Genomic DNA, 7,548 nt, shown 5'->3' on the forward strand with positions numbered 1-7,548 from the left:
AGCACCCGGGGCGCCGATCAGCGCGAGCTGGGCGCCGACCTCGGCGGTCTCGTCCTCGCCGACCAGGACCCGGGTGGGTTCACTCGCATGGAGCAGGGTTCGCCTGCGCACCGGAGGCGGACAGGGGTCACCTGGTGGACGAGGTCCAGGAGCTCGGGCCCGTGCCCCGGCGCCTCAGCGTCAGCGCCGGACAGGCGCGGCGGCTGGTGGCCGAACAGTTCCCCCGGTGGGCCGCCCTCCCCGTGACGGCTGTGGAGAACGGCGGCTGGGACAACCGGACCTCCCGCCTGGGCGACGGCGGATCAGGCGGCCGGGGTCGGCGTGCCGAACCAGCGGGTGAGTGAGGGCCGGAGGGTCTCCGGGGTCCCCACCCAGCAGACGTGGCCGTCCGGGCGGATCAGCATCGGTTCGAGAGGCGCTCCCCCACCGGCCCGGTCCACCCGGTCGGCCCAGGGGGCGGCGATCCCGGCGAGGGCGTCATGCGGGTCGAGCAGCAGGCCTCGGCCGGAGCGCAGGAGCTGGTGCACCCGGACCGGGCCGAGGTCGATGTCCGGCACCGGGCCGCCGAGCAGCGGGTGCGGGCCGGTGTCCGGCATCGGGTAGCGGACGGCCGTGCCGGACATCAGGCCGCTCAGCCGGCGGCGGACCTCCGGCAGGGTGACCAGCTCGGCGAAGAGGTCCCGGGTGGCGAGCACGCCCGGGTCGCGGGTGCCGGCCCAGTCCATCAGCAGTCCCTGCGCCTGGACGTTGCGCAGCACGGTGGTCCCGGCCAGGTGGCGTTCGGTGTGGTAGCTGTCGAGCAGGCCCTCCGGCGCCCAGCCGCGGACCGCGGCGCCGAGCTTCCAGCCGAGGTTGAAGGCGTCCTGCATCCCGCCGTTCATGCCCTGGGCGCCGAGCGGGAGGTGCACGTGGGCGGCGTCGCCGGCCAGGAACACCCGCCCGTGGCGGTACCGGGCGACCTGCCGGGCCGCGTCGGTGATCCGGCGGGCGTGGCAGAGTTCAAGCAGCTGCACCCGGTCGCCGAACACGGCCCGCAGCCCGTCGCGGATCTCCTCCTCGGTGATCGGCACGTCCCTGGGCAGCGAGCGGCCCGGCCCGCCCATGGCGAGCCGGCGCAGCGGCCTGCCCTCGCTGTCGGTGCCGAGCGGGAAGATCCCCGTCCAGTGGCCGTCCGGGCTGTGGTGGTGGGTGGGCAGGCCGTCGGCGCCGCTGAGCCGCACATCGGCGGCGATCGTGGTCACGGTGCCCGCGCGGCCGGGGAATTCGGCCTTGAGCAGCTTCCGCGCGGTGCTGTGGGCGCCGTCGGCGGCGACCAGGTGGCGGGCGCGCAGCGACCGGCCGTCGGCGAAGGTCGCCGTGACGGACTCCTCGTCCTGGGCGAGGGCGACCAGTTCGTGGTCGCGCCTGACCTTCAGGCCCTGCCCGGCCAGATGGTCCTCCAGGAAGGCCTCCAGCGCGACCTGGGGCACGGAGCGCCAGGGCTGACGGGGGCGGTGGGCGCCCGGTCCGGTGTCGGGGGTGGGGGCGTCCGGCAGCGGGATGCCGGCGAAGTGGCTCCCGCCGACCGGGTGTTCGCCGCCGGCCAGCAGCGGTTCCAGCAGCCCGCGCTGGTCGAGCGCCTCCAGCGTCCGGGTCTGTACGCCGCCCGCCCTGGACAGGGTGCTGCGCGCGGGCAGCCGGTCGACGAGCACGGTCGACGCGCCCGCCAGCAGCAGTTCGTTGGCCGCCGTCAGGCCGGTCGGTCCGGCTCCGACGACGAGTACGTCGGTGTCCATGTGGTCTCCTCAGGATCCGTCAGGTGTTTCCGTTGACGGGTCAACGCTCGCCCCGGCGGCGGCCGTTGGGCCAGTGACCGGCGCGGTGACGGCGGAATCCGGCACCGGCTACCCTCGGCACGGTGGAATCCGACTACGACGAGCTGGACCGCCGCCTCGTCCACGCCCTGCAGATCGACGGCCGGGCCCCGTTCAGCACCCTCGCGGCCGTCCTCGGGGTCTCGGACCGCACCGTCGCGCGCCGGTACGCCCGGCTGCGCTCGTCCGGGGCGGTGCGGGTGCTCGGCGGGGTCGACCCGGTCGCGCTGGGCGCGGAGCTGTGGCTGCTGCGGGTGCGCTGCGCGCCCTCGGCGGCGGTCGCGGTGGCCGAGGCGCTGGCCCGCCGCCCCGACACCTCCTGGGTGAGCCTGACCTCGGGCGGCACCGAGATCACCTGCACCGTGCGCGCCGAGACGGAGGCCGACAGCGAGGCCCTGCTGCTGGCCCGCCTGCCGCGCACGCCGAGGGTCGAGGGCGTGAGCGCGCACTCGGTGCTGCACACCTTCTACGGCGGCCCGGACAGCCTGATCGCCAAGCTCGGCCCGCTGCCCTCGGCGGCTGTCGCGGCCCTGCGCCCGGCGCCGCCACCGCACGGGCCGTCGCCGGACCGGCCGCCGCAGCCGGAAGAACCGCCGCAGCCGGAAGCGCCGCCCCAACCGCCCGGCCCGGTACGGCTGGACGACGGCGACCGCCGACTGCTCGCCGCCCTCGGCACGGACGGCCGAGCCGGGTTCGAGGAACTGGCCGCCGTCACCGGCTGGTCGCCGACCACCGTCCGGCGCCGGATGGCGGAGCTGCGCCAACGCGGGCTGCTCTACCTGGACATCGACTGCGACCCGCGCCTGCTCGGTGTCGGCACCAGGACCCTGCTGTGGGTCTCGGTCGCTCCCCCGTACCTGGAGGAGGCCGGGCGCGCACTGGCCGGGCACCCGGAGGTCGCCTTCGCCTGCGCGACGACCGGTCGGACCAACCTGTACGCCACCGTGGTGTGCGCGGACCAGCGCGCCCTCTACCGCTACCTGACCACCCGGATCGCCGCGCTCCCGGCCGTCACCCACGTCGAGACGGCACCGTCGATCAGGACGGTCAAACAGGCCGCGAACCGCGGGTAGCGGCCGGGAGCGACGTGGCGCCGGCGGGCGGGGTCAGGGCCCGGCGGTGGCACTCCTCGCGGTCGGTCAGGACGCCTTGTGCCGCGGCCGGCCGGTGTGTTCCAGGGCCTGCTGGAGCTCGTCGCGGCTCATGGTGGAGCGGTGGGGGATGTCGAGGTCGGTGGCCCGTTTGTAGAGCTCGGCCTTGGTGAGCCGGGACAGCTGGCGGCCACCGGTGGCGGCGCGCTTCGCGGGCTCGGCGGCGGCGCCGGCCCGGGCCGCGGTGCTCTTCTTCCCTCCGGTCGGCTTGGGCGAGCGGCCGGTGCGGGCGGCCGAGGGCGGCGGCTGGTCGGCGCCCCTCCTCCGGGGCCGGTCGGCCGGTTCGCCCTTGGCGGCCTCGAGGCTGCGGCGCAGGGCGTCCATGAGGTCGATGACGTTGGTGGCCTCGGGGGCGGGCCCCGCGGAGACGGCGATCTCGCGGCCGGCGAGTTTGTCCTGGACGAGTTGCTTGACCTGTTCCTCGTAGGTGTCGTGCCACTCGTCGGGCTTCCACTCGATGGCGAGCATGCCGATGAGCTGCTCGGCGGTCCTGACCTCCTGCGGGGACAGCTTGACCTTCTCCGGCAGGTCGCCGATCTCGCGGCGCGGGTCGCGGACCTCGTCCGCGAAGTGCATGGTGTGGAGCTTGAGGATGCCGCTCTCGGAGCGCACGGCCGTCAGGTACTCCTTGCCGCGCATGGCGAACATCGCCAGCCCCGCCTTGCCCGCGTGTTCGAGGGCCTCGACCAGGAGCGCGTAGACCTTCTGGTACTCCTTGCCGCGGGGGCCGAGGTAGTAGGTGCGGTCGAAGAAGATCGGGTCGATGTCGGCGAGGTCGACGAACCCGGCGATGTCGATGGTGCGGGAACGGCCGGGGGAGATCTGCTCGAGCTCGTCGGGCTCCACGACCACGTACTCGCCCTCGGTGACCTGGTACCCCTTGACGATGTCCGCGTAGTCGACGTCCTTGCCGGTGCGTTCGTTGACGCGCTTGTTGCGGACCCGGTCGGAGGTGCCGCGCTGCAGCTGGTGGAAGTGGACGTCGTGGGACTGCGTCGCGGTGTACAGGGCCACGGGCACGGTCACCAGGCCGAAGGTGAGCACGCCCGTCCAGACCGGTCTGGCCATCGCCGTCTCCTTCCACGGCCCCCTAGCTGCGGATTCCCCCACAGGCGCGGTCGAATCCACCGCCGGGAGCGCGACCGGGGAGCGGCTTCGGCTGACGGCGCATCAGCCGGACGCTCCGCGGTCGACGCCCCACCCCGGGGCGGCCGCCGGCACGCGACGACAGGGCAGGCGGGCCGGGACAGCCGGGGCGCGTTCGGCCGGCGGCCGTCCGGTCGGTCCTCGCAGGACTCCCGGCCCGCGCAGCCCGCCAGGGCTCCCGGCCCGCTCAGCCCGCCCAGGACTCGGCCCGCTCAGTCCTCGCCGAGGACGGCATAGGTCTCCGCGTCGCCCTGTTCCGCGCTCTCGTCGTCCGGTACGCCCGACGGGCCGGAGCGGGCCGGTCCGCCGACGTCGGACCGTTCGAGCGGGCGGGCGGCTTCGGCCGGACGGCCTTCCCGCGCGTCCATGGTGGTCACCTCCGGGTGCGGGGCCCCGGCCGGTCGCCGGGGATCGACCCCGCTGGCTACCCGGGCGGAGGTGGGGCAAACCGGGCGGAGGTTTCACCGGGCCGGGGCCGGTTAACCGCTCGGCGGAGGAACGACAGCACCAGAGGCCCCCGTCCGAGGAAACCGAGGCTGACATGACCGCGTTCGGCTACTTCCTGTCCTGCGAGGAGTTCACCCCCGCCCAGCTGGTCGAGCAGGCCAGGATGGCGGAGCAGGCCGGGTTCACCCGGCTGGCGATCTCCGACCACTTCCACCCGTGGAACGACGCCCAGGGCAGCAGCCCGTTCGTCTGGGGCGTGATCGGGGCGCTGTCCCAGGTCACCCGGCTGCCGGTGACCACCCTCGTCACCTGCCCGACCGTCCGGCTCCACCCCGCCGTGACGGCCCAGGCGGCGGCCACGGCGGACGTCCAGCTGGACGGCGGGCTGCGGCTCGGCGTGGGGACCGGCGAGGCGCTCAACGAGCACGTCCTCGGGGACCGCTGGCCCCCGTACGAGGTCCGGGCCGACATGCTGGAGGAGGCCGTCGCGGTGATGCGCGAGCTGTTCACCGGCAGCTCGGTCTCCCACCGCGGCGCCCACTACACCGTCGAGAACGCCCGGCTCTACACCCCGCCGAAGGACGGCCGGCTGCCCGTGTACGTCTCGGCCTTCGGCCCCAAGGCGGCCGAGCGGGCGGCCGCGTTCGCGGACGGCCTGGTCACCATGACGCCGGACACCGAGCTGATCGGACGCTACCGCGCGGCCGGAGGGTCGGGGCCGGTGATCGGCGGGGTCAAGGTGTGCTGGTCGCAGGACCGCGAGCGGGCGGTCAAGACCGTCCACCGGCTCTGGCCGAGCGAGCTGCTGCCCGGTGAGCTCGCCCAGGTCCTGCCCACCCCGCAGCACTTCGAGCAGGCCACCGAGCTGGTCACCGAGGAGATGGTCGCCGACGCGGTGACCTGCGGCGACGACCCGCAGGAGCACATCGACCAGCTGCGCGCCTACGTCGGGGCGGGCTTCGACGAGGTGTACGTCGGCCAGATCGGCCAGGAGCAGGAAGGCTTCTTCGACTTCTACCGCGAGCAGATCCTGCCCCAAGTGGCCTGAGCGCCGAGGAGCGTGCCGTGACCGCTTTCCCGCCCTGGAGCCTGCGCGAGTACGCCTTCCTCGCCGACGGCGAACGCGGCGCGCTGGTGGGCCCGTTCGGCGAGATCGCCTGGCTCTGCGCGCCCCGGTGGGACTCCGACCCGCTGTTCGCCGGCCTGGTCGGCGGCAGCGGGGTGTACGCGGTGACACCGGTCGGCCGGTTCGTCCCCGGCGGCTACTACGAGAACGGCGGACTGATCCGCCGCAGCCGGTGGGTCACCGAGCAGGGCGAGGTGGAGTGCCGCGAGGCGCTGGCCCTGCCCGCCGATCCGCACCGGCTGGTCCTGCTGCGCCGCGTCACCGCCGCGTACGGGCCGGCCCGGCTGCGGATCCGGCTGGCCGCCGGCAAGGGCTTCGGAGCGGACCGCACCCGCCCCCCGCGCCGCACGGCGGACGGCTGGACGATCCGCACCGGGCCGCTGCACCTGCGCTGGACGGGAGCCGGGACGGCCCGCCCCGACCAGGACGGGCAGCTCACCGCGGAGGTCGTGCTCGACCCGGGCGAGCGGCTGGACCTCGTCCTGGAGGTCTGCGACGGCGGCTTCGACGGCCCGCCGCCCGACCCCGACCGGTGCTGGCTCGCCACCGAACGCGGCTGGCGCGACGCCGTACCGGACCTCGCCCACACCCTCGACGGGCGCGACGCCCGCTTCTCCTACGCCGTGCTCCGCGGACTCACCTCCCCGGCCACCGGGGGCATGGTCGCCGCGGCCACCACGAGCCTGCCCGAACGTGCGGAGGAGGGCCGCAACTACGACTACCGCTACGTCTGGATCCGCGACCAGTGCCTGGCCGGACAGGCCGTCGCCGCCTGCGGGCCGTATCCGCTCCTGGACGACGCGGTGCGGTTCACCACCGCGAGGCTCCACGAGCACGGCCCGCGGATCGCCCCGGCGTACACCGTGACCGGCGGGCGGGTCCCCGACCAGCGCACCGTCGACCTGCCCGGCTACCCGGGCGGCCACGACCAGGTCGGCAACCGGATCAACCGGCAGTTCCAACTGGACTCCTTCGGCGAGGCGTTGCTGCTGTTCGCGGCCGCCGCCCGGCACGACCGGCTGGACCCGGACGCCCACCGCGCGGTCCGCATCGCGGCCGCGGCCATCGCCGCCCGCTGGCGCGAACCGGACGCCGGGATCTGGGAGTTGGACGATCGCCGGTGGACCCACAGCCGGCTGATCTGCGCCGCGGGCCTGCGGGCGATCACCCGCCCGCGGGTGGCCGCGGCGGCGGGCCTGTCCGCCGGGCTCGCGGCCGAGTGGAACGCCCTGGCCGACCGGCTGCTGGCCCGCACCGCCCGCCGCTCGCTGCACCCCTCCGGCCGGTGGCAGCGCTCCCCCGACGATCCGGCGCCCGACCTCGCGCTGCTGCTCCCGCCGGTCCGCGGCTGCCCGGCTCCCGACGACCCGCGCACCGTCGCCACCCTGCGCGCCTGCCGCGAGGAGCTGACCGACGGCCACTACGCCTACCGGTTCCGGCACGACGAGCGCCCGCTGGCCGAGGCCGAGGGTTCGTTCGTGCTCTGCGGGTTCCTGCTGGCGCTCGCCGAGCACCAGCAGGGCGACACCGTGGCGGCGGCCCGCTGGTTCGAGACCACCCGCGGGCTGTGCGGCTCGGCCGGCCTGTTCTCCGAGGAGTACGACGTCGCCCAGCGGCAGCAACGCGGCAACCTGCCGCAGGCGTTCGTGCACGCGATGCTGCTGGAGTCCGCCGCCCGTCTGGCGCTGCCGCCCGGCCCCTGACCGCGGCCGTGGTCTCCGGCGGCTGCCCGGGTCAGTAATCCGGTCGCCTTCCGGCGACACCCTGTGTGCGTGAAAATCGGTCTGTGGTCGTCTGGCCGACGTCGTGTCGCCTTGGCGCGTTC

At 75.1% G+C, this 7,548-nt stretch carries 6 protein-coding genes; 3 read left to right on the top strand and 3 right to left on the bottom strand.

Annotated features, from left to right (window positions below; translation table 11 throughout):
- Positions 1 to 302: 302 nt before the first annotated feature.
- Positions 303 to 1,775 carry an FAD-dependent monooxygenase gene (locus ABT247_RS29750; RefSeq protein WP_350748589.1) on the bottom strand — a complete coding sequence of 491 codons (1,473 nt, stop codon included), beginning with the start codon at positions 1,773 to 1,775 and terminating at the stop codon, positions 303 to 305.
- 122 nt (positions 1,776 to 1,897) lie between these two features.
- On the opposite strand from ABT247_RS29750, the gene ABT247_RS29755 reads away from it, so the two are divergent.
- Positions 1,898 to 2,926 (top strand): Lrp/AsnC family transcriptional regulator, encoded by a 1,029-nt coding sequence (locus tag ABT247_RS29755; protein ID WP_350748592.1) that lies wholly within the window; start codon positions 1,898 to 1,900, stop codon positions 2,924 to 2,926.
- A 66-nt stretch (positions 2,927 to 2,992) separates the two neighbouring features.
- On the opposite strand, the gene ku is transcribed toward ABT247_RS29755, so the two are convergent.
- Together ku and ABT247_RS29765 are read right to left on the bottom strand one after the other, a co-directional pair.
- A complete protein-coding gene (gene ku, locus ABT247_RS29760) occupies positions 2,993 to 4,072 on the bottom strand; it encodes a non-homologous end joining protein Ku (protein ID WP_350748595.1) in 1,080 nt (359 codons plus the stop codon).
- 290 nt (positions 4,073 to 4,362) lie between these two features.
- Positions 4,363 to 4,518, bottom strand: a complete 156-nt coding sequence (locus tag ABT247_RS29765; protein WP_350748598.1) for a hypothetical protein — start codon at positions 4,516 to 4,518, stop codon at positions 4,363 to 4,365.
- A gap of 173 nt (positions 4,519 to 4,691) precedes the next feature.
- Here ABT247_RS29765 and ABT247_RS29770 point away from each other — a divergent pair, with 173 nt between their 5' ends.
- Both ABT247_RS29770 and ABT247_RS29775 read left to right on the top strand, forming a co-directional pair.
- Positions 4,692 to 5,645, top strand: coding sequence for a TIGR03557 family F420-dependent LLM class oxidoreductase (locus tag ABT247_RS29770; protein WP_350748601.1), 954 nt, complete (start codon positions 4,692 to 4,694; stop codon positions 5,643 to 5,645).
- Between the two features lie 17 nt (positions 5,646 to 5,662).
- Entirely contained in the window at positions 5,663 to 7,426 is a 1,764-nt protein-coding gene (locus ABT247_RS29775) for a glycoside hydrolase family 15 protein (protein ID WP_350748604.1), read from the top strand.
- Positions 7,427 to 7,548 lie beyond the last annotated feature (122 nt).

The organism is Kitasatospora sp. NPDC001539 (assembly GCF_040298565.1).
Taxonomy (GTDB): Bacteria; Actinomycetota; Actinomycetes; order Streptomycetales; family Streptomycetaceae; genus Kitasatospora.

What these genes read in the sequence shown, in the direction of transcription:
- ABT247_RS29750 (WP_350748589.1), bottom strand. Translation starts at nt 1,775, where the DNA reads ATGGACACCGACGTACTCGTCGTCGGAGCCGGACCGACCGGCCTGACG.
- ABT247_RS29770 (WP_350748601.1), top strand. Translation starts at nt 4,692, where the DNA reads ATGACCGCGTTCGGCTACTTCCTGTCCTGCGAGGAGTTCACCCCCGCC.
- ku (WP_350748595.1), bottom strand. Translation starts at nt 4,072, where the DNA reads ATGGCCAGACCGGTCTGGACGGGCGTGCTCACCTTCGGCCTGGTGACC.
- ABT247_RS29765 (WP_350748598.1), bottom strand. Translation starts at nt 4,518, where the DNA reads ATGGACGCGCGGGAAGGCCGTCCGGCCGAAGCCGCCCGCCCGCTCGAA.